This window comes from Allobosea lathyri (assembly GCF_900108245.1).
Taxonomy (GTDB): domain Bacteria; phylum Pseudomonadota; class Alphaproteobacteria; order Rhizobiales; family Beijerinckiaceae; genus Allobosea; species Allobosea lathyri.
This window is the reverse complement of the sequence record NZ_FNUY01000008.1, coordinates 269,491-292,577: the sequence shown is the minus strand read 5'-3', so window position 1 is coordinate 292,577 and position 23,087 is coordinate 269,491. Positions and strand designations below refer to the sequence as shown.

Annotated in this window: 21 protein-coding genes and 1 pseudogene; 12 read left to right on the top strand and 10 right to left on the bottom strand. The window is 64.7% G+C overall.

What is annotated here, in order from left to right:
• On the top strand, nucleotides 1-340 hold a 340-nt coding region (locus C4S73_RS19790; protein ID WP_146071442.1), incomplete at its 5' end, for an acyl-CoA dehydrogenase family protein.
• Nucleotides 341-472: 132 nt separating this feature from the next.
• Nucleotides 473-1,339: an HTD2 family dehydratase gene (locus tag C4S73_RS19785; protein ID WP_244595684.1), complete on the top strand. Its 867-nt coding sequence runs from the start codon at nucleotides 473-475 to the stop codon at nucleotides 1,337-1,339.
• Nucleotides 1,340-1,375: 36 nt separating this feature from the next.
• Here C4S73_RS19785 and C4S73_RS19780 read toward each other — a convergent pair whose 3' ends face one another.
• Nucleotides 1,376-2,002: a glutathione S-transferase family protein gene (locus C4S73_RS19780; protein ID WP_103874243.1), complete on the bottom strand. Its 627-nt coding sequence runs from the start codon at nucleotides 2,000-2,002 to the stop codon at nucleotides 1,376-1,378.
• Between the two features lie 80 nt (nucleotides 2,003-2,082).
• On the opposite strand from C4S73_RS19780, the gene C4S73_RS19775 reads away from it, so the two are divergent.
• From C4S73_RS19775 to C4S73_RS19760, 4 genes and pseudogenes are all read left to right on the top strand, one after another.
• Nucleotides 2,083-4,038, top strand: a complete 1,956-nt coding sequence (locus tag C4S73_RS19775) for a bifunctional 2',3'-cyclic-nucleotide 2'-phosphodiesterase/3'-nucleotidase (RefSeq protein ID WP_103874242.1) — start codon at nucleotides 2,083-2,085, stop codon at nucleotides 4,036-4,038.
• A gap of 16 nt (nucleotides 4,039-4,054) precedes the next feature.
• Nucleotides 4,055-4,222, top strand: a pseudogene (locus C4S73_RS28715) (ABC transporter ATP-binding protein); the annotation flags it as partial.
• A gap of 239 nt (nucleotides 4,223-4,461) precedes the next feature.
• Nucleotides 4,462-5,220 carry a hypothetical protein gene (locus tag C4S73_RS19765; RefSeq protein ID WP_146071441.1) on the top strand — a complete coding sequence of 253 codons (759 nt, stop codon included), beginning with the start codon at nucleotides 4,462-4,464 and terminating at the stop codon, nucleotides 5,218-5,220.
• Complete coding sequence (locus tag C4S73_RS19760) at nucleotides 5,217-5,588, top strand: DUF2019 domain-containing protein (RefSeq protein WP_103874240.1); 372 nt, start codon at nucleotides 5,217-5,219, stop codon at nucleotides 5,586-5,588. The genes C4S73_RS19765 and C4S73_RS19760 overlap by 4 nt, the downstream gene beginning before the upstream one ends.
• 20 nt (nucleotides 5,589-5,608) lie before the next feature.
• On the opposite strand, the gene C4S73_RS19755 is transcribed toward C4S73_RS19760, so the two are convergent.
• The 5 genes from C4S73_RS19755 to ccrA all read right to left on the bottom strand — a co-directional run bounded on the left by C4S73_RS19755 (nucleotide 5,609) and on the right by ccrA (nucleotide 10,652).
• Nucleotides 5,609-7,297: an acyl-CoA dehydrogenase family protein gene (locus tag C4S73_RS19755; protein WP_103874239.1), complete on the bottom strand. Its 1,689-nt coding sequence runs from the start codon at nucleotides 7,295-7,297 to the stop codon at nucleotides 5,609-5,611.
• Between the two features lie 90 nt (nucleotides 7,298-7,387).
• Complete coding sequence (locus C4S73_RS19750) at nucleotides 7,388-8,272, bottom strand: DMT family transporter (protein ID WP_103874238.1); 885 nt, start codon at nucleotides 8,270-8,272, stop codon at nucleotides 7,388-7,390.
• A 211-nt stretch (nucleotides 8,273-8,483) separates the two neighbouring features.
• Nucleotides 8,484-8,936 carry a YidB family protein gene (locus tag C4S73_RS19745; RefSeq protein WP_103874237.1) on the bottom strand — a complete coding sequence of 151 codons (453 nt, stop codon included), beginning with the start codon at nucleotides 8,934-8,936 and terminating at the stop codon, nucleotides 8,484-8,486.
• 39 nt (nucleotides 8,937-8,975) lie between these two features.
• Complete coding sequence (locus C4S73_RS19740; protein WP_103874236.1) at nucleotides 8,976-9,230, bottom strand: GlsB/YeaQ/YmgE family stress response membrane protein; 255 nt, start codon at nucleotides 9,228-9,230, stop codon at nucleotides 8,976-8,978.
• A 150-nt stretch (nucleotides 9,231-9,380) separates the two neighbouring features.
• Complete coding sequence (gene ccrA / locus C4S73_RS19735) at nucleotides 9,381-10,652, bottom strand: crotonyl-CoA carboxylase/reductase (RefSeq protein WP_103874235.1); 1,272 nt, start codon at nucleotides 10,650-10,652, stop codon at nucleotides 9,381-9,383.
• A gap of 253 nt (nucleotides 10,653-10,905) precedes the next feature.
• Between ccrA and C4S73_RS19730 the strand changes: the two genes are divergently transcribed.
• On the top strand, nucleotides 10,906-11,214 hold the full coding sequence (locus C4S73_RS19730; protein ID WP_146071440.1) for a hypothetical protein: 309 nt from the start codon (nucleotides 10,906-10,908) through the stop codon (nucleotides 11,212-11,214).
• A gap of 17 nt (nucleotides 11,215-11,231) precedes the next feature.
• On the opposite strand, the gene ubiG is transcribed toward C4S73_RS19730, so the two are convergent.
• The gene (gene ubiG / locus C4S73_RS19725; RefSeq protein WP_103874265.1) at nucleotides 11,232-11,987 is read right to left on the bottom strand and encodes a bifunctional 2-polyprenyl-6-hydroxyphenol methylase/3-demethylubiquinol 3-O-methyltransferase UbiG; all 756 of its coding nucleotides are present in this window, start codon (nucleotides 11,985-11,987) and stop codon (nucleotides 11,232-11,234) included.
• 151 nt (nucleotides 11,988-12,138) lie between these two features.
• Between ubiG and C4S73_RS19720 the strand changes: the two genes are divergently transcribed.
• Nucleotides 12,139-13,377 (top strand): aspartate kinase, encoded by a 1,239-nt coding sequence (locus tag C4S73_RS19720; RefSeq protein ID WP_103874233.1) that lies wholly within the window; start codon nucleotides 12,139-12,141, stop codon nucleotides 13,375-13,377.
• Between the two features lie 12 nt (nucleotides 13,378-13,389).
• Here the strand turns inward: C4S73_RS19720 and C4S73_RS19715 are convergent, their stop codons facing one another.
• Entirely contained in the window at nucleotides 13,390-13,986 is a 597-nt protein-coding gene (locus C4S73_RS19715) for a DUF2239 family protein (protein ID WP_103874232.1), read from the bottom strand.
• Nucleotides 13,987-14,185: 199 nt separating this feature from the next.
• Here C4S73_RS19715 and C4S73_RS19710 point away from each other — a divergent pair, with 199 nt between their 5' ends.
• The 4 genes from C4S73_RS19710 (at nucleotide 14,186) to C4S73_RS29095 (ending at nucleotide 18,853) form a co-directional block, all read left to right on the top strand.
• Entirely contained in the window at nucleotides 14,186-15,568 is a 1,383-nt protein-coding gene (locus tag C4S73_RS19710) for a methyl-accepting chemotaxis protein (protein ID WP_103874231.1), read from the top strand.
• 89 nt (nucleotides 15,569-15,657) lie between these two features.
• A complete protein-coding gene (locus C4S73_RS19705; protein WP_244595683.1) occupies nucleotides 15,658-16,701 on the top strand; it encodes a phosphotransferase family protein in 1,044 nt (347 codons plus the stop codon).
• Between the two features lie 179 nt (nucleotides 16,702-16,880).
• A complete protein-coding gene (locus C4S73_RS19700) occupies nucleotides 16,881-18,152 on the top strand; it encodes an acyl-CoA dehydrogenase family protein (RefSeq protein WP_103874230.1) in 1,272 nt (423 codons plus the stop codon).
• Between the two features lie 182 nt (nucleotides 18,153-18,334).
• Entirely contained in the window at nucleotides 18,335-18,853 is a 519-nt protein-coding gene (locus C4S73_RS29095) for a DUF4166 domain-containing protein (RefSeq protein ID WP_146071443.1), read from the top strand.
• On the opposite strand, the gene C4S73_RS19685 is transcribed toward C4S73_RS29095, so the two are convergent.
• Together C4S73_RS19685 and C4S73_RS19680 are read right to left on the bottom strand one after the other, a co-directional pair.
• Nucleotides 18,739-21,891 carry an efflux RND transporter permease subunit gene (locus C4S73_RS19685; protein WP_103874227.1) on the bottom strand — a complete coding sequence of 1,051 codons (3,153 nt, stop codon included), beginning with the start codon at nucleotides 21,889-21,891 and terminating at the stop codon, nucleotides 18,739-18,741. The genes C4S73_RS29095 and C4S73_RS19685 overlap by 115 nt on opposite strands.
• A complete protein-coding gene (locus C4S73_RS19680) occupies nucleotides 21,888-23,084 on the bottom strand; it encodes an efflux RND transporter periplasmic adaptor subunit (protein ID WP_103874226.1) in 1,197 nt (398 codons plus the stop codon). Before C4S73_RS19680 ends, C4S73_RS19685 begins: the two co-directional genes overlap by 4 nt.
• Nucleotides 23,085-23,087: the final 3 nt, after the last annotated feature.

Here is a 23,087-nt window from a genome sequence, read left to right as displayed (position 1 = left end):
CCGGCCGATCGGCCAGAACCAGGGCATCCAGTTCCCGATCGCCAGGGCCTACGCCAATATGCGCGCAGCGGAGTTGATGGTGCGCGAGGCGGTGAGACTCTACGAGAAGGCCGAGAACTGCGGCGCGGAGGCCAACATGGCCAAGATGCTGGCGGCGGATGCCTCGTTCGAGGCGGCCAATGCCTGCATCCAGACCCATGGCGGCTTCGGCTTCGCCGAGGAATACGACATCGAGCGCAAGTTCAGGGAGACGCGGCTCTACCAGGTCGCGCCGATCTCGACCAACCTGATCCTGTCCTATCTCGCCGAGCATGTCCTGGGCATGCCGAGGTCGTACTGACAATTCTACCAGCGAGGCCGTCTGACGCGGCCTTCTGCGCTTCCGGTGCTCACGGACAAAAGTCCGCTCCGCTCCGGTTCTCGAAAACCACGCCAGCCGACTCACGCTGGCGAATTCTCAGGATGATCTGCCGTGGCTCTCGATATCACCGCTTTGCGCACCTGGATCGGCAAGTCGGAAGAAGCCTCCGACATCGTCACGCCCCGGCTTGTCGAGAGCTTCGCGGCGACCTTCGCGCCACACCTTGCGCCCTATGCCAAGGGCGACGCGCCGCTCGCCTTGCACTGGTGCCTCACACCGCCGATCGCGGCGATGAACGCCATTGGCCCCGACGGGCATCCCGCCAAGGGCGAGTTCCTTCCGCCCGTGCCGCTGCCACGCCGGATGTGGGCGGGCGGTACGATCGAAACCATCGCGCCGCTGCGCAGCGGCGACGTCGTGACCCGGCGCTCGACCATCGGGGACATCTCCTACAAGGACGGCCGCACCGGGCCACTCTGCTTCGTTGCGGTCGATCATGAGATCGTAACCCAGCGCGGCATCGCACTGCGCGAGCGCCACAACATCGTCTATCGCGAGGCAGCCAAGCCGGGCACTGCCATGCCGGGCACTCCCACGCCGACACCGGCTATTCCGAATGAGCCCGAGGCCGCCGACCTGGTCTGGGATGTCGAGGCGAATCCCGTTCTCCTGTTCCGCTATTCGGCGATCACCTTCAACAGCCACCGCATCCATTACGACCTGCCCTATGTGACCGAGGTCGAGGGCTATGCCGGGCTCGTCGTTCACGGCCCGATCCAGGCGACGCTGATGCTCAATATCATCGCGACCCTGACGGGCGGAAAGCCGATCAAGCTCGACTATCGCGGCGTCAGCCCGCTGATCGCCGGCGCGCCCTTCAAGGTCAAGGCGAGGCGGATGGAGGACGGCGCCATCCGGGCCTGGACGGAAGGAGCGGATGGGCGCGTGCGCATGGAGGGCGTCAGTCGTGCGGGCTGACGACGCTGAGGCAAGCGGCGATCAGGCGGGCGGCGATCAGGCCGGAGGAATGAAGGGCTGCGCGATCTCCTGAAACACCGGCAGCGCCTCGAGCCGCGCGGAGTGCCTTGAGAGCGCCGGATAATCGCTGGATGAGCCAAGTTGCGGGTGCGCCTCGCCCAGAAAGCGCAGGGCAACCGCAACCGCGATATCCGCGTGACCGATCTCCTCGCCAAACCAGTGTGCGCCGGGCCGAGCGGCGCGATCGGCCTCCAGAGCAGTGAGAACGGCGCCTATCTGGGTCCGGCACCTGCCGGCCCAGACGTCCGACACCTCGCGATGCAGTTTCATCTCGTAGAACAGGCTGACGGCCTTGTCGGCCAGGCCCATGGCGAGCGCTGCGACCTTCAGAGCCCGGCGCCGCTCCGGCTCGTGTCTTGGAAACATGGCGCGCTCGGCCGGCACGAGACTGTCGAGGAAATCGATCATGCTGGGGCTGTCGACCAGGACATCGCCGTCGTCCAGAACCAGCGTCGGCACCCTCATCAGCGGGTTCAGGGCGCGGACCTTGTCGGCATCGCCGAACACCGACCATGGCCGGTGCTCGAATGGCAGCCGATACAGGCGCAGCGCGATGGCGACGCGCCGGACGAAGGGTGAATCGTACTGGCCGATCAAGATCATTGCAGCCCCTATCTTCCGCGTGTCACGTCCTCGCCGCAATGCTAGCCTCTCGTCGCGGCAAACACGATCAGGAGCCAGTCATGTCACGCGAAACGCACTTCAACCGCCGTGACACGCTGAAGGCCGGAGTGGCGATCGCCGCCAGTGTCGCCCTGCCTGCGCTTGCCACGGCGCAGACACCGAGCAAGATGAAGCTGCGCCTGCTGGAAACGACCGATCTTCACGTCAATGTCGTGCCTTACGACTATTTCCGAGACGCTGCCGACGACACCGTCGGACTCGCAAAGACGGCCAGCCTGATCAAGGCGGCGCAGGCCGAGGCCAAGAACAGCCTGCTCTTCGACAATGGCGACTTCCTGCAGGGCTCATCGCTGGGCGACTACATCGCCTACAAGAAGGGGCTCAGGCCCGGCGAGACGCACCCGATGCTCGCCGCCATGAACGCCCTGCCCTATGCCTGCGGCACGCTCGGCAATCACGAGTTCAATTACGGGCTCGATTTCCTCGACAATGGTCTCGCCAAGGCCGAATTTCCGCTGGTCTGCGCCAATGTCGAGCGCGTCGGCGGGCAGGCCCTGCTCGATCCCTGGCGGCTGTTCGAGCAGAGCTTCGAGGATGAGGCCGGCAACCAGCATATCCTCAAGATCGGTGTCATCGGCTTCGTGCCGCCGCAGATCATGCAATGGGACAAGGCCAATCTCGATGGCAGGCTCGTCGCCACCGACATCGTCGATGCGGCAAACCGGCATGTTCCGGAGCTGTTGAAATCCGCGCCGGATCTCGTCATCGCGCTCTGCCATTCCGGCATTGCCGGCGGCCAGCGCAAGGGCATGGAGGAGAATGCGGCGCTCCATCTCGCCAAGGTCGATGGCATCGATGTCATCCTGACCGGCCATCAGCACCTCGTCTTTCCCGGCGGGAAGGCCTTCGACGGCATTGACGGCGTCGACAATGTGAAGGGCTCGCTGCATGGCAAGCCGGCCTGCCAGCCGGGCTTCTGGGGCTCCCATCTCGGCATCATCGATCTCGACCTCGAAAAGCGCGGCGAGCGCTGGCGCGTCGCCGACTTCAAGGTCGAGCCCAAGCCGATCTATGAGCGTACGCCCGACCGCAAGATCGTGCCCAAGGCCGCCATCGAGCCATTGGTGCTGGCGACAGTGATGGTCGACCACGAGGCGACGCTGGTCTACATGCGCGAGCCGGTCGGCATGACCGCATCGCCGATCAACAGCTTCTTCGCGCTGGTTGCCGACGACCCTTCCGTGCAGATCGTCGCCGAGGCCCAGATCGCCTATGCCAAGGGCCTGATGGCGCAGACGCCCTACAAGGCCTTGCCGGTGCTGTCGGCCGCCGCTCCGTTCAAATCGGGCGGACGCGCCGGCCCGGCCTTCTTCACCGACATCCCGGCCGGGCCGATCGCGATCAAGAACGTCGCGGACATCTATCTCTACCCGAACACCGTCCAGATCGTGAAAGTGACGGGCACGCAGGTGCGCGAGTGGCTGGAGCGCTCTGCCGGGGTCTTCAACCGCATCGACCCGGCGAAAGCCGACGAGCAACCCCTGATCAATCCCGGCTTCCCGGCCTTCAATTTCGACGTGATCGACGGCGTCAGCTACAAGATCGACGTGACGCAGGCCTCCCGTTATGACGGCGACGGCAAGCTGATCGCGCCCGATGCGCACCGCATCGTCGATCTCGCCTTCGACGGCCAGCCGATCGACGACGCCGCCGAATTCATCGTCGTCACCAACAACTACCGCGCTTCGGGCGGCGGGAATTTTCCGGGCACGAAGACGACGGTCGTGCTCGAAGCGCCTGACCTCAACCGCGACGTGATCGTTCGCTACATCCTCGCGAAGAAGACGATCGAGCCCAAGGCCGATAACAATTGGGTGATCGCGCCGCTGCCGGCCAGCGTGAACGCGACCTTCGTCACCTCCCCGGCGGCAGCCGGAAAGGTGCCGGACGGGCTGAAGGCAGAAGCTGTCGGCGATGGCGGCGACGGTTTTGCGAAGTATCGCCTCAGAAATTGAGCCCGCGAGCGCCGGGCGCCCGCGCCTGATGTTGCTGGACGAGCCCTTCTCGGCCCTCGACGCCGGGTTGTGGGACACGATGCGGCGCACCGTCATGGGGATTTTACGCGGCTTCGACGTCACCGCGATCCTCGTCACGCACGATCAGAGCGAGGCGTTGTCCTTCGCCGACCATCTCGACGTCGATGTCGAATTCGGCGGCGGAGAATCCGGACCGTCGCGATCGCGCTCGACGCGCATACCGCTTCGGGGCCGGCCGGTCCCGGCGATCGTGGCCATCAGCGCCGCGAGTCCGGCGTATGTCTTCGACGAGGTGGCTCGCGCATAGCCCTGTGCTCCGGCGGCGGGGATAGCCCTGAGCGCTAATCCCCGGCCAGGTTTCCGCCCTTAGTTTCCGCATCCACCGCGGAGACCAAGCGCTGGATGCCCCTCTTTTCATCTCAACAACTCGCCATCAACCGGCGCGCCGTTCGGGTGCGCTACAATGCCCTCGCCTGCAAGCGCGCCGGCGATCGGATGATGGCCGCGCTCGCTCGGCTGGGCGCGCTGGTCGAAAAGGCCAACTTCAATCCAGACCAGCCGCGCGCACCGGGGCCGGGCCCCGGTGCGGGGCAATGGATTTATGTCGAGGGCTATGCGCAGGGGCGTCAGCCGGGCATCGGGCACAATGAGGGCCCGCCGCTCATCGAACCGCCTGATATTCCAAAACAGGAACCGGCCGACAAAGCCTCTCGACTCGCAAAGGCGAAAGAGGTGGCGAAGTGGCTCGCCATGTTTGGCGCGCGACGCATTCCTCAGGTCGCAGTGGCCTTAGCGGCGATCGAAGCGGCGACTTGGCTCCATAAGGAATTGCCGTCGATCCGATCGAATCTAGATGAGCCAAAAACCATGGAAGAGTTGATTGCCGGAGCACGGGAAGCTCGACCAGGCTACCATCGCCACCATATCGTCGAACAGACACAAGCGGAACGGGACGGCTATCCGCGCTCGATCATCGACGGTTTGGACAACGTGGCGAGCGTGCCAATCTACAAGCATCGGGAAATTTCGGCCTGGTACCAGAAAGCGAATCCGGAATTTGGCGGCCTTTCGCCGCGCCAGTATCTTCTCGGGAAGGATTGGTCAGAGCGCGCTCGTATCGGCCAACTGTCCCTGCGGAAATTTGGAGTCCTGAAATTATGACAGCGGCACAGTACACCAAAATGTCTGTCTCCGAGCTCGTCCAAGAGTTCGAGGCCCTTTGTATCGCTCAATATCACTCGACAGAGAGGGAAGAAATTTCCGAATACAATAAGCGCTACAAGCGGATAGTAGCTGTACAAAACGAATTGAAATCTAGAGATGGGGACCAAAGAAGAGCTCTGCAAACCCTATTCGGACAAGGAAATCTGCAGGTTCGATACATGGCAGCTCATGTCAACCTTGCCGTCGACTACGACAAAGCGCGTCAAGAATTGGAGGCTATTGCCGCGACGAAATGGTACCCGCAGGCTGCTGAAGCCGGAATGACTTTGGAGAATTTAGACAGCGGCTTCTATCGACCGAGATGATAAGCCGCAAACGCACCTACTCACCCCTCCACCAATCTCCGCGCAATCACCTGCGCCTGGATTTCCGCCGCGCCTTCGAAGATGTTCAGGATGCGGGCGTCGCAGAGCACACGGCTGATCGGGTATTCCAGCGCAAAACCGTTCCCGCCATGGATCTGTAGCGCGTTGTCAGCCGCTGCCCAGGCGACGCGGGCGCCCAGCAGCTTGGCCATGCCGGCTTCCAGATCGCAGCGGCGCTCGGCATCCTTTTCGCGGGCGGCGAAATAGGTCAGCTGGCGCGCGATCAGGATTTCCACCGCCATCATGGCGAGCTTGTCGGCGACGCGCGGGAACGCGATCAGCGGCTTGCCGAACTGGATGCGGTCCTGCGCGTATTTTAGGCCGAGATCGAAGGCCGATTGCGCCACGCCGACCGCGCGCGCCGCCGTCTGGATGCGGGCGGCCTCGAAGGTCTGCATGAGTTGCTTGAAGCCCTGTCCCTCGACACCGCCGAGCAGGTTTTCCCCCTTCACCTCGAAGCCGTCGAAAGCGAGTTCGTATTCCTTCATGCCGCGATAGCCGAGAACCTCGATCTCGCCGCCGGTAAGGCCAGCGACGGGGAACGGATCGGCATCCGTGCCGCGCGGCTTCTCGGCGATCAGCATGGAGAGCCCGCGATAGCCGGCGGCATCCGGATCGGTGCGGACGAGCAGCGTCATGATGTCGGCGCGGACTGGATGCGTGATCCAGGTCTTGTTGCCGGAAACCTTCCAGACCGCATCGACGCCCTCGCCCTGCTTGACGGCCTTGGTGCGCAAGGATGCGAGGTCGGAGCCGGTATTGGGCTCGGTGAAGACGGCCGTCGGCAGCACCTCGCCGGAGGCGAGCTTCGGCAGCCAATGCGCCTTCTGCGCGTCGGTGCCGCCGCAGAGAATGAGCTCGGCCGCGATCTCGGAGCGCGTACCGAGCGAACCGACACCGATATAGCCGCGCGAGAGCTCTTCCGAAACCACGCACATCGAGACCTTGGAGAGGCCCATGCCGCCGAACTCTTCGGGGATGGTCAGACCGAAAACGCCGAGCTCGGCCATCTTCTCGACGACCGGCATCGGGATGTAATCATTCTTCAGGTGCCACTCATGGGCGTGGGGCGTGACCTCGGCCGCGCAGAAGCGGCGCATCTCCGAGCGGATCGCTTCCAGGGTCTCGTCGAGGCCGGGATCGCCGACGCTGGCCGCACCGTCGTTCTGGCTGAACAGCGCGACGAGACGGGCGCGGTTCTCCGGCGTGTTTCCCTGCGCGATCAGCGTCTCGGCGGCATCGCCGCGGGCGGCTGCGACGACCTTGTCAGGCAGGCCAAGAGCGCCAAGCCGGATGATCTCGTTTTGCGACATCGGGATGCCGCCGAAAATCTGCGCGGCATATTCGCCGGCGCCGATCCGAATGGCATAATCCTCGACAGCGCCGTAGCGATCCTCGCTCTGGAGACGCTCGCCATAGGCCTTGAGCTCGCGCAGGGCCATGACATAGGTCGCAAGCCAGGACAGGCCGTGCGCCGCGTGCTGCTCGGCCTCGAGCTTCGCCGTCGAGATCTTGCCGTCGGCCAGCACCTTGTGGCGCACGCTCGCAATCGCGTCCTGAAGCAGCGTCTCGAAGCCCGGCAGCGCAGCGCCGATCAGTTCGATGGCGGTGGTGCGGGCTTCAGTCTTCAGGGCGGCGTTTGCGCTCATGATCGTTTCTCCCTTTGTTGCGACGCAGCATAGGGGCAGTTCCGTAAAATTAGAAATCCGCCTTTTGGGGCAGAGGGGCTGGGCCGGCCGCTATTTCCGGCTGGCGAGCGCCACACCGAGAATCGTCACGGCCATGCCTGCGATCTGTATCGGGGAGAGCGCTTCCCCGAACAGCAGCCACGCCTCGACCGCGACGGTGGCTGGCACGAGATAGAGGAAGGTCGCGATACGCGAGACTTCGCCGCGCCGGATCATGAACAGGTAAAGCCCGATACCGCCTAGTGAAAGCGCCAGCACCGACCAGGCCAGCACAAGCACCATGGTCAGGTTCCACTCGATATGCATCGGCTCGAGCGCATAGGCGAAGGGCAGCGTGACCAGGAAGGCTGCAGCGTATTGCACGGCAGTGACGGTGCGGAGGTCGCCGGTGACGACGCGCGCCTTCTGATAGAAGGATCCGAAGGTCACGGCGAACATGGCGGCGACATTGATCGCGACCGGCACGAGCACGGCCCAGAGCGCGTCGGGCTCGACGCCCACGATCTTCGGCTCCAGCACCAGCGCGATCCCGACGAAGCCGCAGACGATGCCCGCCCAGCGCAGCAGCGAGATGCGCTCTCCAAGCAGAAACGGGGCGAACAGCGCCGTCAGGATCGGTTGCAATCCAGCGATCAGGCCCGAAATCCCGGCCGGCAAACCGTGGCGCACAGCCCACCAGACACCGCCGAGATAGGCAGCGTGCAACAACACGCCGGTGACGACGCAATCGAGAATGGCGCGCCGCCCCTTCGGCCAGGGCGCGCCCATCGCGAAGGCAAGTGCAGCGATGAGCACCGCCGCGCAGGCGAAGCGCACCACCAGGAATGTGAGGGCATCGGCATAGCGCGCAGAATATCCCGCGACGATCCAGCCCGACGACCAGAGCAGCGTGAAGATGATGGGAACGGCACGGAGGAAGAGCGGAGATGAGAGCATTGCTGGCCTTTGCGCCGATGCTTTACATCCCTCTCGTACCCGCCGACAGGCCGCCAACGCCCGCCGGCCATGTCATCCAGGACGATGCCGGCAGAATGGCACGGGAGTGAGCGCCGCTTACTCTGCCGCTTGCCGCGCGGCAGAGCTCCAATAAAATCGCCGCTGCAACACGAGTCGCAGCGGCGTCGTTTGATGTTCTGCCGCCCTCGGGTCAGGCCCCTACGCGCCCATCCGGCGTATAGCGATCGACGGCGTCGGGAAGATCCCTGGACAGGCGCGACAGGAGTTCGTCACGCGAGAGACCCGTCCGCTGCTCCAGATCGGCCAGCACTGCGGGGCCGATGGCCTGCTCGATATCTGTGCCGGAAATCGGCTGGTTTGGCCCTTGCCGGACCCAGGAATCTGCCGCATCGCCACGCCCGCCCTGGCGGAAGCGCTCGATCAGTTCCTGGAGGCCACCGCCAAGCATGCCGCCGATGCCGCCGGCACCGGCTGCCGTCCCGGCGCCCACGACCTTGTCCAGTCCAGTCGGCGCGCCGGCCGGCGCCTGCCCGCTTTGTGCGCCACTGAACCATTCGGCAAGCTTGTCGCGATTTTGAAATCCTGCAACGGCCAGCAGGCCGAGCAGCGCTGTCATCGACGGAAACCCGTTATTGTCGCTCATCGGAAATCTCCCAGATTGCAGCAATTACGATCCAAGCGCTCAGGCGCTTCTGCGGCTCAACATCGACCAGATCGTCAGCACCACGATCGCGCCGACGACGGCGCCAATGAACCCGGCTCCCTGCCCCGGCGTGTACCAGCCGAGAGCCTGGCCCAGATAAGTCGCAACCACCGCGCCGATGATGCCGAGGATCGTCGTCAGGATGAAGCCCGACGGCTCGTTCGAACCCGGCGAGATGAATTTGGCGACCACGCCGGCCAGAAATCCAATCACGATCGTCCAGATGATGCCCATCGTCGTCCCCCACTGCATCGAAAACCGTCTGGCCAAGGCCAGCGCACCTCCCGCGTCGCGCAGGAAGCGAGGGTCGAACGAAGATGGGAGGCGAAAGTTCCCGAGCCGACCGGTTTAGCGCCGGTTATTCCGCATCAGGCTCGCCGCCCATCAGCCGGCCAGCGCTTCGGCCACATCCTCATAGGTCCGCAACCCCGTGCGCGGCGCATAGACCAGCACCGCCATGTTGCCCGGCGCATGCTCGTTCTTCCACATCTTGTGATGGGCGAGTGGGATCTTGTCCCAGGGGAAAACCTCGGACATGCAGGGGTCGATGCGGCGGTCGAGCACGAATTGGTTGGCGGCAGAGGCCTGCTTGAGATGGGCGAAATGCGAGCCCTGCACGCGCTTTTGCCGCATCCAGACATAGCGGGCGTCAAAGGTGATGTTGAACCCAGAGGTTCCCGCGCAGAACACGATCATGCCGCCGCGCTTGGCGACGAGGCAGGAGACCGGGAAGGTCGCTTCGCCGGGATGCTCGAAGACGATATCGACGTCCTTCTTGCCGGTAATGTCCCAGATCGCCTTGCCGAACTTGCGGGCCTCCTTGGTCCATTCGTTGTATTCGGGCGAATTGACCTTGGGCATCTGGCCCCAGCAGTTGAAATCCTTGCGGTTGATCACGCCCTTGGCGCCGAGGCCCAAGACATAATCGCGCTTGGTCTCGTCGGAGATCACGCCGATGGCGTTGGCGCCCGATGCCGCGCAAAGCTGCACGCCGAATACCCCGAGGCCACCGGAAGCGCCCCAGATCAGCACATTATCGCCGGGCTTGATGGTATGGGGGGCGTGGCCGAACAGCATGCGGTAGGCCGTCGCCAGCGTCAGCGTGTAGCAGGCGGCCTCCTCCCAGGCCAAATGCTTCGGCTTGAGCATGAGCTGGCGCGACTGCACCCGGCAGAACTGGGCAAAGGACCCATCGGGCGTCTCATAACCCCAGATGCGCTGACTGGACGAGAACATCGGGTCGCCGCCATTGCACTCCTCGTCGTCGCCATCGTCCTGGTTGCAATGGACGATGACCTCGTCGCCGACCTTCCAGCGCTTCACCTTGGAACCAACGGCCCAGACGATGCCCGAACAGTCGGAGCCCGCGACATGGAGCGAGCCCTTGTGCACGTCGAAGGGCGAGATCGGCTGCCCGAGACCAGCCCAGATGCCGTTGTAATTGACGCCACCGGCCATCACCAGCAGGAGCACCTCTTCCTCGCCGATCGCCCAGGTCGGGATCACCTCGATCTGGAAACTCTCCTGCGGCGGCCCATGGCGTTCGCGCCTGATGGTCCAGGCGTGCATCGTTGCCGGCACATGGCCGAGCGGCGGCAATTCGTTGAGACCGTAGAGGTCCTTGAGCGGCTGTGTGGCGGCCTGCGGCTTCGACATGGTCGTCTCCCTGCTCTTATCCCGGCCTGTGACCCGCCGATGGCGGTCCGAGGGACTTGGCGACGATCATGCATCTTATGGTGCGTCGCGCCATCCATCTAAGGAATTATGCCGCACCGCAAAAAACCAGCGGCGATCGCGGTTCGTCGGATCAACCCGCATGCCAGATTTCTGTAACACTCGCGGTGGATACTATAGCTCGCGTGCAAGTGAGGCCCGCGCAAGTGAGGGCCGTGCAAGTGAGGGCCGAGTGATGAGAAACCTGCTTTTGATGCTCGGCCTGCCCGATTTCCCGCTGCTGTCGCTGGTCCTATTCCTCGCCATCGTCTTCGTCGCCACGATGATGTTCGGCTGGATCTCCGATCTCCTGCTTGGCGATGGCGGCTTCGGCATCACCATCAACGGAGCGCTGATCCTGTTTGGCGCCATAGCCGGCACATTGATCTCGCGACGGTTTGGACTGGTGGTCGGGCCCGGCACGACCGCGACCGCAGCGCTCGTCGCCACCGGCTCGGGCCTCTTCACGCTGATTTTCTGCGGCCTGATGCGCCGATGGGTGTAGGACGCAATCCCGGCGTGTCACGCCCCGCGATGCGCCGCCAGCATGTAGTTGACGTCCATATCGCGGCCGGCCGACCAGCGGTCGGATAGTGGATTATAGACCACCCCGCTGCTCTCTCCGAGGATGAGACCGCCCTGTTCGATCGCCGCCCCGAGTTCCTCGGGCGTCACGAACTTCTCCCAGTCATGGGTTCCGTGCGGCAGCCAGCGCAGGATATATTCGGCCCCGACGATGGCCAGGGCGTAGGATTTCAGCGTGCGGTTCAGCGTCGCCATGACGAGCAGGCCACCAGGCTTCACCGCCGCGCAACAGGCCGCCACGAAGGCCTCGACATCGGCCACGTGCTCGACCACCTCCATCGCGAGCACGATGTCGAAGCGCGCGCCCTCGCCGACCAGCGCCTCGATCGTCTCCTCGCGATAGTCGACGGCAAGCCCCGTTTTCTCCGCATGGGCCCGCGCCACCGCGATATTGGTCGGCGCAGGGTCGAGGCCGGTCACCTGCGCGCCGAGCCGGGCGAGCGGCTCGCAGAGCACGCCGCCGCCGCAGCCGATATCGACCACGGTCAGGCCTTCAAGCGCCCGCAATGTCTTCGAATCGCGCGCAAACCGTTCGCAGGCGAGGTCTCGCACGAAGGCCAGCCGCACCGGATTGAACTTGTGGAGCACCGCCATGGGCCCCTTGGGGTCCCACCAGGTCTTCGCGATCGCGTCGAAACGCGCGACCTCGGCCGGGTCGATTGTCGAGCCTGCGCGCTGAGCCGTCGCCGCCATGGCCTTGTCCCTCGTTTTCACGACGCGATCGCCCGCCGCATTGACAGTCTTGTCGCTGCCCGTCATCTACACCCGCCTTTCGCCCCGCGCGAGGGCGACGTTTCGTCCCGGCCGAACCGGGAAGTTTGATTCTGAGAGCCTTTGGACCGCCATGGCCCGTCTGGTGATGAAATTCGGCGGAACCTCCGTCGCTAATATCGACCGCATCCGCAATTCGGCGCGCCACGTCAAACGCGAGTTCGATGCGGGCAACGAGATCGCAGTCGTCGTCTCCGCCATGTCCGGCAAGACCAACGAGCTGGTCGGCTGGTGCAAGGAAATCGCGCCGTTCTACGACCATGCGGAGTATGATGTCGTCGTCGCCTCGGGCGAGCAGGTGACATCTGGCCTGATGGCGCTGGCGCTGCAGGAACTCGGCATGCCCGCGCGCTCCTGGCAGGGCTGGCAGATTCCGATCTACGGCTCGGAGGCGCATGGCTCGTCGCGGATCGAGGGCGTCGACGGCGCAGGCATCCTGGCCGGCTATGATCGCAACCGTGAGATTGCGGTCTGCTCCGGCTTCCAGGGCCTGCATGCGCAATCGCATCGCATCGTCACGCTCGGGCGCGGCGGCTCGGACACCAGCGCGGTCGCGCTGGCTGCCGGGCTCAAGGCCGATCGCTGCGACATCTACACCGATGTCGACGGCGTCTATACGACGGACCCGCGCGTGGTGCCGAAGGCACGGCGCATGGACAAGGTCTCCTTCGAGGAGATGCTGGAGATGGCCTCGCTCGGCTCGAAGGTGCTCCAGGTCCGCTCGGTCGAGATCGCCATGGTGCATCGCGTGCCGACCTATGTGCGCTCATCCTTCGACGACCCAGACAACCCCAATCCAGGCACACTTATCTGCGACGAGGACGACATCGTGGAACAACAGATCGTCACGGGCATCGCCTTCTCGCGCGACGAGGCCCAGATCACCCTCCGGCGCGTTGCCGACAAGCCCGGCGTCGCCGCGGCGATCTTCGGCCCGCTCGCCGATGCCAACATCAATGTCGACATGATCATCCAGGTCGTGTCGGACGATCAGGCGACGACCGACATCACCTTCACCGTGCCGACGGCCGATTACGAGCGCGCCAAAACGCTGCTGGAGAGCCGGCATGATACGATCGCCTATCAGGCGCTGCAGGGCGCGACCGATGTGGTCAAGATCTCCGCCATCGGCGTCGGCATGAGGAGCCATGCCGGCGTCGCGGCCCGCGCCTTCCGGGCACTGTCGGAAAAGGGCATCAACATCCGCGCGATCACGACCTCCGAGATCAAGTTCTCGGTGCTGATCGATGCCGCCTATACCGAGCTTGCGGTCCGGACGCTGCATTCGCTCTACGGGCTCGACGCGGCCTGACGCCCCAAGCCGCTACGGCGCGGGCGTCTCGCCTGCGCCGTCATCGGGAAAGGCCGGCCCGGCCAGACGCCGGGCATGGTCTCGCAGATCCGCCGGCCATGGCGCGCTAAGCTCAAGAAAGCGCTGCCGATCGCCCGCATAGAGCGCCCTCGCCGCCTCCTCATAGCCCGGCTGGTTGCCCAGCATCGCCGCCATGAAGCGGTCTGCTGCCTGCTGCGCCTGACGGGCGCTTGCGGCTCCCGTCTTGCGCGCGGTCTCCACCAGCTTGCGCAAGGTGACGGAGGCTCCTCCGGGCTGGTCAGTGAGCCAGTCCCAATGCCGGGGCAGCAGCGTGACCTCCCGCGATACCACCCCGAGCTTGGGGCGGCCGGAGGTTTTCCTGGCCTCGTCCGATCCGGCGCCAGCCGGCTGCAACCGCGCCGCGATCTCGGTATCGTCGCCGCGCAGATCGAAATCGATCTCGCGGCCGGTCCGATCGTCGAAGATCAGGATCGTCACATGTCCGGCCTGCTTCATGGCCGCCTTCGCTGCGAGGGCAACCTCCAGCGCCGAACCATCTGCCAGAAGCCGGGTGCCCGCAAAGGCTGTGAAATTCGCTGCGTTGTCCATCGGACCTTCCCCATATCGTGGAGGTATTTTTACCCGGGTATTATGCCGCAGTCAATATCACCCGGGTAAATCATCCAAGCGCCGCAATTCGCTTCGCGAAATGCGGTGCCGGCTAAAATTCAAGCGGGCAACTTCCGGGATTCATTAAGGTTTTCATGGGAGCTTCGCGTCAGCGCAAATTTTCAGGCTGCAGCACGCCTTGCCCAACGATCCGACGCCCGTTTCAACGGAAGCGAAGCCGGTCGCCCTCACCGGCGCCGGAGTGGAGCGTCTCCTGCACGCTTCAAAGGTCGATGAACGCACCCGCGCGATAGCCCGGTCCCTGCTGCCGGTGATCGCGGCCTCCACCGGCGAAGCCTGCCATTCCTATTGCGATCATCTCGAACGCTCGGTCGGCGACATGAAGAACCATGTCGCGCGGCATCGCGGCCCGATCGTCCAGGCGGAAGAACAGCACTTCCGGATCCTGTTCCAGGCCGAATTCGGCGACGATTACATCGCAGCGATGAACCAGGCGACGAGGACCGAGTTCGGCGATGCCATGGGCATCCGGACGCGGCTTGGCACCGCCTTGCGGCTGATCGAGCCGCTTTTCAAGGAGATCGGGCGGCGCCACCGCTTCAGCAGCAAGGCGGCGGTCGAAGAATGTGCGGCTCTCGCCCGCCTGATGTTCTGCGATGCCATCGCCGCGACCTCGTGCCATCAAAGGGCAAGCCGCATCGGGCTGACCCAGCGCGAGAACGAGCTTCATCTGGCCGCGTCATCCTTCCAGAACAATATCGCTGAATTGTCGGACAGCCTGCAGACGGCAGCAGCCACTCTGCGGGACTATGCCGCGACCAGCCTCTATCGCAGCGGCCAGGCCGACCGGGAGGCCACGATCGCGGAGGATGCCGCGCGCGATTGCACGCAGCGGATCACCAGCACGGTGATGGCGACGAACGATCTGGTGCGCGCGCTCGATCATGTCAGCACGGAAGCCCAGCAAAGCTTCTCGATCACCGGGCAGGCCGTGCTCGACACGCGCGAGGTCGCGGCGTCGATCGGCGTTCTTGCCGAGGCCGCCGGCCGCATCGGCTCGATCGTGACCCTGATCCAGGAGATCGCCAACAAGACCAATCTTCTCGCTTTGAACGCCACGATCGAGGCAGCACGCGCCGGCGAGGCCGGAAAGGGCTTTGCCGTCGTTGCGGGAGAGGTGAAATCGCTCGCGCATCAGACCGCCAGCGCCACCGCAGAGATCGCCAGGCAGATCGCGCAGGTGCAGTCGGCTACCGATTCCTGCGTCAACCACGTGACCTCGATCAGCAGCACCATCGCAAGGCTGGAGCAATCGGCCGCCTCGATCGCGGCGACCGTGCGCGAACAGTCGGCGGCGACCGGCGAAATGGCCAGCAACACCCAGGGGGCTGCGGCCAGAACGCAGGAAGGGCTGCTCTCGGCCCAGGCCGCCCGGCTTTCGATCGGCGACGTCACGAAGATGTCGGTCGAACTCGACAGCGCCGCCGTGCAGGTCGAGGCATCGGCCGGCATGATCAGCGACCTCGTTGCGCATTTCCTGACCGATCTGCGCGTGGCCTGACGCGAGGTGCGCGAATACGCATGGGCTGCAGGCGTGATAGCCCCGGCCCCGCGTTGACCTTCATCGCCGCCATCACGACAATGCCGGCCATGTCAGAAGGCCCAGCCTCAACCGCTCCCGAATTCGATCCCGCCCGCCTCGACGGCTTCCTGCGTTCCGCCCTGCCCGGGCGCGCGGCCGGCACGATGACGCTCGAGCGGATCAGCGGCGGCCAGTCGAACCCGACCTTCTTCGTCTCCTATCCCGATGCCGGCACGCGGCTCGTGCTGCGCAAGAAGCCGCCGGGACCGCTGCTGCCCTCCGCCCATGCGGTCGATCGCGAATACCGCATCCTGAAGGCGCTGGCGGGCTCGGCCGTGCCGGTGCCGCCCGTGCTGCGTCTGCATGAGCAGGACGACATCGTCGGCACGCCCTTCTATCTGATGGAACGGCTCGACGGCCGCGTCTTCCACGATACCGCGCTGCCAGGCGTCGCACCGCATGAGCGCCGCGCGATGTATTTCGCCATGGCCGAGACGCTTGCCGCCCTTCACAGCTTCGACTGGCAGGCGGCGGGGCTCGCCGATTTCGGCAAGCCCGGCAATTACTACGCCCGCCAGCTCAAGCGCTGGGGCGGGCAGTGGCGCGAGACCCGGACGCGTGACATCCCCGAGATCGACCGTGCCATCGACTGGCTGGGCTCCCATCTCGACGAAGCGGGAGAGACCACCATCGTCCATGGCGATTTCCGGCTCGGCAATCTGATGTTCCACCCAAGCGAGCCGCGCGTCGTCGCGGTGCTCGACTGGGAGCTCTCGACGCTGGGCCACCCGCTCTCGGACGTCGCCTTCTCCTGCCTGCCCTGGCATTCGACGCCGCAGATGTATGCCGGAATCGTCGGCCTGGACCGCGAGGCATTGGGTATCCCGACGCAGACCGAATATCTCGCCCGCTATTGCGCGGCCGCCGGCCGTGAGACCGGACCGGGACGTTTTCACCTCGCCTTCTCCCTGTTTCGCTTCGCCGTCATCCTCGACGGCATCGCGGCACGCGCCAGGACCGGCAATGCGGCGGCGGCGAACGCGGTCGCTGTCGGCGAGATGGCAAAGAGTTTTGCCGAACGGGCAGAAGCCGTGATCGACGGTAGGGACTGATGACTCGATACAGCTGATAACAACCGCGCGTCATCCCGGACAAGCGGCGCAGCCGCGCCGATCCGGGATCCATCCTGGAGCGCAGGAACTCTACGATGGATCCCGGATCTCCGCTTCGCTGCGTCCGTGATGACGGCGTATTTCCAGCAGACCGCGACCAGAATTGAACGAGGACCGCCATGGATTTCGCCTATTCCGCCAAAGTCGACGATCTGCGCGCTAAATTGCAGGATTTCATGGACGCTCATGTCCAGCCGGCCGATGCGCAATGGCGCGAGGAGGTCGAGGCCGGGCGCTATCCGATGGCGCTGATCGACGGGCTGAAGACCAAGGCCAGGGCCGTAGGACTGTGGAACCTGTTCCTGCCGGCGCTGAAGCCCGACGAACCCGGCACGCGGCTCGCCAATCTCGAATATGCGCCTCTCGCCGAGATCATGGGCCGCATCTTCTGGTCGTCGGAGGTGTTCAACTGCAACGCGCCCGACACCGGCAACATGGAAATCCTGCACATGTTCGCGACGCCCGAGCAGCGCGCGCGCTGGCTGGCGCCGCTGATGAATGGCGAAATCCGCTCCTGCGTCGGCATCACCGAGCCCGGCGTCGCCTCCTCCGATCCGACCAATCTGCAGACCACGATCACCCGCGACGGCGACGAATACGTCATCAACGGCCGGAAATGGTGGACGACCGGGGCGCTGCACCCCAACGTCAAGTTCTGCATCGTGATGGGCCTGTCCGATACCCGCCCCGACGCCTCGCCCCATGCCCGCCATTCCATGGTGATCGTGCCGATGGATGCGCCGGGCGTCAGCGTAATGCGCAACCTGCCGCTGCTGAACCATCATTCGCCGGAAGGCCATACCGAGACCGATTTCGACAATGTCCGCGTGCCCGCCACCAATATCCTTGGCGAGGAAGGCGCTGGCTTCGCGCTGGCACAGGCGCGGCTGGGGCCGGGCCGCATCCACCATTGCATGCGCTCGATCGGGCAATGCGAGGTCGCATTGGAACTGATGGTCGAACGCAGCCTCCAGCGGAAGGCCTTCAGCCGCAACCTCGCCGATTATGCCAATGTGCAGGACTGGATCGCGGAAGGCCGCATGGAGATCGACCAGGCCCGCCTGCTCTGCCTGCGCGCCGCCTGGATGATGGACACGCACGGCAACAAGGCTGCGCGCACCGAGGTCTCGGCGATCAAGGTCGTGGCGACGCGGCTGCAGACCAAGATCGCCGACAGGGCGATCCAGGTCTTCGGCGCCGGCGGCCTTTCGAACGATACGCCGCTCGCCTTCATCTATTCCTGGGGGCGGGCGCTACGTTTCATCGACGGTCCCGACGAGGTGCATCTGCGCACCATCGCCCGCGCCGAGATCAAGAAGCGGCAAGGCGCCAATCGCAGCACGATGACCGAGCAGGGCGTGCGGATGCCCTATCTCAAGCCGGCGGAATAACACCAACGTCCGTTGAGGCTAGCCTGTCGTCATTGCGAGCGCAGCGAAGCAATCCAGAAAGTCTCGCTCTACGTCTTCTGGATTGCTTCGCTGCGCTCGCAATGACGCGATAGGCCGTAGCGGGCGATCTCAAGGGCGATTGGTATACGCAGGGCGCGCCGGTCTGGAAAGGCCGGGCCGAGATCGAGACGGGCCGGAACGCGATCGCAAAGCTGCTACGCTGGATCATCGGGCTACCGGGCACGGGGAGCGACGTTCCGCTGAGCGTCACGATCGAACGGATCGCCGATCCAAGCGGAAAGGCCGAGGTCTGGACACGGAATTTCGGCGGGACGCGATTCTCGTCCCGGCTCCATGTCGGCGCAAAAAGCGGACTCCATGAGACATTCGGGCCAATCACCTTCGCGCTCGGGCTCGCCGCGCGGGATGACGGCCTGACATTGCCCGTCACCTCCGCGCGCTGTTTCGGCCTGCCCCTGCCGCGCTTCCTGCTGCCGCTATCGGAAGCGCGGGAATATGCCGATGAGGAAGGCCGCTTCCGCTTCGACGTGAAGCTGACGCTACCCTTCTTCGGGTTGCTGACGCATTATCGCGGCTGGCTGGTGCCTGCCGGCTCGACCTGCTCGACCTCGGGCTTGACGGCGGCGGTGCCAAACGAACCTGCAAGCGATGACAACGCGTTCGACAGCCTCTCCATATAGAGAAACAGCACCGGCGTGATGAACAGCGTCAACACCTGGGAGATCATCAATCCGCCGACCACGGCGATGCCGAGCGGCTGGCGCAGCTCGGCGCTCGCGCCGGCGCCGAGCGCAATCGGCAACGTGCCCATCAAAGCGGCCAGCGTCGTCATCAGGATCGGCCGGAACCGCATCACGCAGGCCTGATGGATCGCCTCCTGCGCGCTCTTGCCCTCCCGGCGCAGGACGAGAGCGACGTCGATCATCATGATCGCGTTCTTCTTGACGATGCCGATCAGCATCAGCAGGCCGATGATGGCGATGACGGAGAGGTCGAGGTTGAACAGCCTGAGCGCGCCGAGCGCACCGATCGCCGCCGAGGGCAGGCCCGTCAGGATCGTCAGCGGGTGAATGAAGCTCTCATAGAGAATGCCGAGCACGATATAGATCGTCAGGATCGCACCCGCGATCAGCAGACCCTGATTGGCGAGCGAGTCCTGGAAGGTCTTGGCGGTGCCGGCCAATGTCGTCGAGAGCGATTTCGGCAGGCCGATCTCGGCCTTCAGCGCCTCGATACGGTTGACGCTGTCGCCCAGCGCGACGCCTGCCGGCAGATTGTAGGAGATCGTCACGGCCGGCAGCTGTCCGAGCTGGTTGACCGTCAACTGCCCCGCCGTGCGCTCGACCTTGGCGAAAGCGCCGACCGGGACCAGTGTGCCGTTATTCGCCCTGACGAAAATCTCGTCGAGCCGCTCCGGCGACCACCCTCCCTTGGGGTTGAATTCCACGACGACATTGTAGTTGTCGCCGGTCGCGTAGATCGTCGAAACCTGACGCACGCCGAAACCGGAATAAAGCGTCGAGCGCAGGATGTCGGCCCCAACGCCCAATGAGTTCGCCTTGTCGCGATCGACGACGAGCGTCGCCTCGAGCGCGTTGTTCTGCAGGTCGGAGGTGACGTCGGCGAAGGTCGAGCCGGCACGGGCCATCGCATCGGCGAGACGGATGGACCAGTCGTTCATCTGCGCCTGGTCGAGCCCCTGGACCACGAGCTGGTACTGGCTCTTGGAGGCACGCGCGCCGATATTGAGGTTCTGGACCGGCGTCATATAGGCGTTGATGCTTGGAATCTGGGCGAGATCCCGGCGCAATGCCGCCAGCACCGGCTGGAGCTTCGGCCTGTCCTTGAGCGGTTTCAGCTCGACAAAGAGCCGGCCTGCGTTCAGCGCGCCCGCCCCGCCGTTGCTCGCGCCGACCGTGGAGGCGACATGGGCGACATAGGGCGAATTGCGGAATGTGTCGGCGACCTGCTTCTGCAGCGCCTGCATCGCGGGGAAGGAGATGTCCTGCCGCGCCTCCGTGGCGACCTGGAGCTGGCCGATATCCTCCTGCGGGAAGAAGCCCTTGGGCGCGCTCTGGAGCAACCAGACGCTGCCGATGAGCGTGGCGAAGAAGGCGATCAGCATGACCGGCTGAAAGCGCAGGCAGAAGGTCAACGCCCGGTCGTAACCATTGAGAATTCCTGAGAATCCGCACTCCAGCACACGCCCGACCGCGTTCTCCTCATGATGCTCCGAATAGCCGCTCAGCAGGCGCGAGCACAGCATCGGCGTCAGCGTCAGCGAAACGAAGGCGGAGGCCAGGATCGCAACCGTCACCACCACCGCGAACTCGTTGAAGATGCGCCCGATGACGCCGCCCATCAGCAGCACGGGAATGAACACCGCCACCAGCGAAAGCGAGATCGAGATGATGGTGAAGCCGATCTCGCTCGCGCCCTTCAGTGAGGCCTCGTAGGCGCTGAGCCCGTCCTCCTCCATATGCCGGACGATGTTCTCGAGCATGACGATGGCGTCGTCTACGACGAGACCGACCGAAAGCGTCAGGCCGAGCAAGGAGATGTTGTCGATCGAGAAGCCGAAGCCGTACATCGCCGCCAGCGTCGCGATGATCGAGATCGGCACCGCCACGGCCGGAATGAAGGTGGCTGCGAGCCTGCGCAGGAAGACGAAGATCACCATCACGACCAGTACGATCGTCAGGAGCAGCGTGAACTGGACATCGTCGACAGCCTGGCGGATCGAGCTCGAACGGTCGTTCAGCAGCGCCAGCGAGGAGGCGGCGGGAAGCTGCTCGCTGAAGGCCGGCAGCATCGCCTTGACCTTGTCGACGACCTCCACGGTGTTGGCGTCGGGCTGGCGCTGAACGGCAAGCACCACCGCCGGCATGCCGTCATAGGTGCTGGCGGTCTGGGTGTTCTCGACGGAATCGATGACCTTGGCGACATCGCCCAGGCGCACCGGCTTGCCCGAGCGGGTGGTGATGATGACATTGGCGAACTGGGCCGCATTGGCGAGCTGCGTGCGCGCCTGGATCGTCAGTTGCTGGCTGTTGTTCTGCAAGGTGCCGACCGGCGTATTGGCATTGGTCGCGGTGATCGCGGCCTGCAATTCGTCGATACCGATGCCACGCGCGGCAAGCGCCGTCGGGTCGATCTGGATGCGTACGGCATATTTCTGGCTGCCGAAGATCAGCACCTGCGCAACGCCATCGACCGTCGAGAGCGCGGGCGAGATGACCTGCTGGGCGAAGGCATCGAGCTGCGAGAGCGGAACGATATCGCTCTTCAAAGCCATCAGGATGATCGGCGCATCGGCAGGGTTCACCTTGCGGTAGCTCGGCTGCGTCGTCATCTCCAGCGGCAGCTGCTTCTGCGCGCGGGCGATCGCCGCCTGCACATCGGCCGCGGCTGCGTCGATATTGCGGTTCAGCACGAACTGGATCGCGATCGAGGTCGAGCCCTGCGAGTTCGTCGTGGCGATCGAGTCGATGCCCGCGATGGTCGCGAACTGCTTGACCAGCGGCGTCGCGACGGAGGTCGCCATCGTGTCCGGCGAGGCCCCGGGCAGCTGCGCCGAGACGTTCACGACCGGGAATTCGGCGCGCGGCAGCGCCGCGACCGGCAGGAAGCGATAGGCAAACGAGCCCGCCAGCACGAGCGACAGCGACATCAGGATCGTCGCGACCGGATGACGGATGCAGAAGGCGGAGATGCTCATGACCGGCCACCTTCCGCGACCGGTGTGATCTCCGAAACAGGAGGTGCGGTGTTCGTGGCAGCGGTCTTGTCCTGGACCCGCGCACCCGGTTTCAGGCGCATCTGGCCGTCAGTCACCACGCGCTCGCCCGGCGCAACCCCCTCGCTGATCGCCGTTTGGCCGCCATCGCTCAGCGCGATCTTGACCTGGCGCAGATCGACGGTCGAGTCAGGCTTGACGACATAGACATAAGGGCCCTTCTGCCCGGTCTGGACGGCGACCGTCGGAACGATCGTCGCCCCTGTCAGCGTGTCCGGGATGATCTCGACATCGACATATTGCCCCGGCCAGAGCTTCAGATCGTCATTGGCGAAAGCCGCCTTGGCGACGATCGTGCCCGAGGTGATGTTGACGCTGGAATCGACGAAATTGAGCGTGCCCTGCTCCGGCGGACGGCCGGAATTCGCGACGCTGGCCGTCACTAGAATGGGTTTGCTCGCCACCAGCGCCCCTTGCAGGACAGGCAGTTCGCTCTCCGGCATGGCGAAGCTGACGCGCAGCGGCTTCATCTGGGTGACCGTCAGCATGCCCGTGCCCGTGCTGTTTGCACTGACGAGGTTGCCGGGCGTGACCTGCACGGCACCGACGCGACCGTCGATCGGCGAGACGATCTTGGTATAGCTGAGCTTGAGCTTGTCGGCGTCCAGCGTCGCCTTGTCGGCCAGGATCGTGGCGGCCGCCGTGCGCTCGTCGGCCGTAGCCTGGTCGACCGCCTGCTGCGTTCCGGCATTCCTGGCGAGCAGCTGCTGGTAGCGGTCGAGATCGGCCAGCGTGCGCTTATGCGTCGCCTCATCGCGCGCGATCATCGCTTCATCCTTGGCGATCTGGGCCTTGATGTCGCGATCGTCCAGCGAGAACAGAAGGTCTCCCGCTTTCACGAACTGACCATCGGTGATGTGCAGCTCGGTGATCTGGCTGTCGATCCGCGACTTGATCACGACGCTGGTCGGCGTCTCGACGAAGCCGATGGCGCGCTTGCGCACCGGAAAATCGGCCTGCGTCGCAACGGCCGTCGTCACGGTGACAGCGCCGGAATCGGAGCGGCCGGCGCGGGCCGGATGCGTCGCTTCGCTGCCGCGCGATTGGACATACCAGACGCCGCCGGCCGCAATTGCGACGAGGGCGACGGCGATGAGGATCCTGGAACGGTTCATGGC

Bases quoted from the DNA above. Each gene is read 5' to 3' on its own strand.
- C4S73_RS19780 (WP_103874243.1), bottom strand. From the start codon at position 2,002: ATGATCTTGATCGGCCAGTACGATTCACCCTTCGTCCGGCGCGTCGCC.
- C4S73_RS19775 (WP_103874242.1), top strand. From the start codon at position 2,083: ATGTCACGCGAAACGCACTTCAACCGCCGTGACACGCTGAAGGCCGGA.
- C4S73_RS19765 (WP_146071441.1), top strand. From the start codon at position 4,462: ATGCCCCTCTTTTCATCTCAACAACTCGCCATCAACCGGCGCGCCGTT.
- C4S73_RS19760 (WP_103874240.1), top strand. From the start codon at position 5,217: ATGACAGCGGCACAGTACACCAAAATGTCTGTCTCCGAGCTCGTCCAA.
- C4S73_RS19755 (WP_103874239.1), bottom strand. From the start codon at position 7,297: ATGAGCGCAAACGCCGCCCTGAAGACTGAAGCCCGCACCACCGCCATC.
- C4S73_RS19750 (WP_103874238.1), bottom strand. From the start codon at position 8,272: ATGCTCTCATCTCCGCTCTTCCTCCGTGCCGTTCCCATCATCTTCACG.
- C4S73_RS19745 (WP_103874237.1), bottom strand. From the start codon at position 8,936: ATGAGCGACAATAACGGGTTTCCGTCGATGACAGCGCTGCTCGGCCTG.
- C4S73_RS19740 (WP_103874236.1), bottom strand. From the start codon at position 9,230: ATGGGCATCATCTGGACGATCGTGATTGGATTTCTGGCCGGCGTGGTC.
- ccrA (WP_103874235.1), bottom strand. From the start codon at position 10,652: ATGTCGAAGCCGCAGGCCGCCACACAGCCGCTCAAGGACCTCTACGGT.
- C4S73_RS19730 (WP_146071440.1), top strand. From the start codon at position 10,906: ATGAGAAACCTGCTTTTGATGCTCGGCCTGCCCGATTTCCCGCTGCTG.
- ubiG (WP_103874265.1), bottom strand. From the start codon at position 11,987: ATGGCGGCGACGGCTCAGCGCGCAGGCTCGACAATCGACCCGGCCGAG.
- C4S73_RS19720 (WP_103874233.1), top strand. From the start codon at position 12,139: ATGGCCCGTCTGGTGATGAAATTCGGCGGAACCTCCGTCGCTAATATC.
- C4S73_RS19715 (WP_103874232.1), bottom strand. From the start codon at position 13,986: ATGGACAACGCAGCGAATTTCACAGCCTTTGCGGGCACCCGGCTTCTG.
- C4S73_RS19705 (WP_244595683.1), top strand. From the start codon at position 15,658: ATGTCAGAAGGCCCAGCCTCAACCGCTCCCGAATTCGATCCCGCCCGC.
- C4S73_RS19700 (WP_103874230.1), top strand. From the start codon at position 16,881: ATGGATTTCGCCTATTCCGCCAAAGTCGACGATCTGCGCGCTAAATTG.
- C4S73_RS19685 (WP_103874227.1), bottom strand. From the start codon at position 21,891: ATGAGCATCTCCGCCTTCTGCATCCGTCATCCGGTCGCGACGATCCTG.
- C4S73_RS19680 (WP_103874226.1), bottom strand. From the start codon at position 23,084: ATGAACCGTTCCAGGATCCTCATCGCCGTCGCCCTCGTCGCAATTGCG.